1 protein-coding gene is annotated in these 250 nt (G+C 51.2%); it reads right to left on the bottom strand.

Annotation, left to right across the window (positions count from 1 at the left end; translation table 11 throughout):
* Nucleotides 1-63: 63 nt before the first annotated feature.
* Nucleotides 64-250 (bottom strand): hypothetical protein (locus FS628_RS32295; protein ID WP_222125342.1); only part of this gene is annotated, 187 nt, incomplete at its 5' end.

Genomic DNA, 250 nt, shown 5'->3' with positions numbered 1-250 from the left:
TACTCCATTTCCTATCCGTACCACTCACTTTATCACCGTTCCCCTACTCCCCCTCATTCCACATCACCTCCCCATTTCCCTAACTACACCCCCACTCACCCTTACCTTATATCCCTTACCCCTTACCTTTCCCCCTCCTCTCCTCACCTCACTCACCTCTACCCTATCACCCAAAACGCTACTCCTTCCCATCATCGTTATCTTCATTCCCCCTAACACCATCCCTCCGCTATCAACGCCTATCACCATC

Origin of the sequence: Paenibacillus xylanexedens (genome assembly GCF_007676705.1) — a bacterium.
GTDB lineage: Bacteria > Bacillota > Bacilli > Paenibacillales > Paenibacillaceae > Paenibacillus > Paenibacillus xylanexedens_C.
This window is presented reverse-complemented; position numbering and strand designations above follow the sequence as displayed.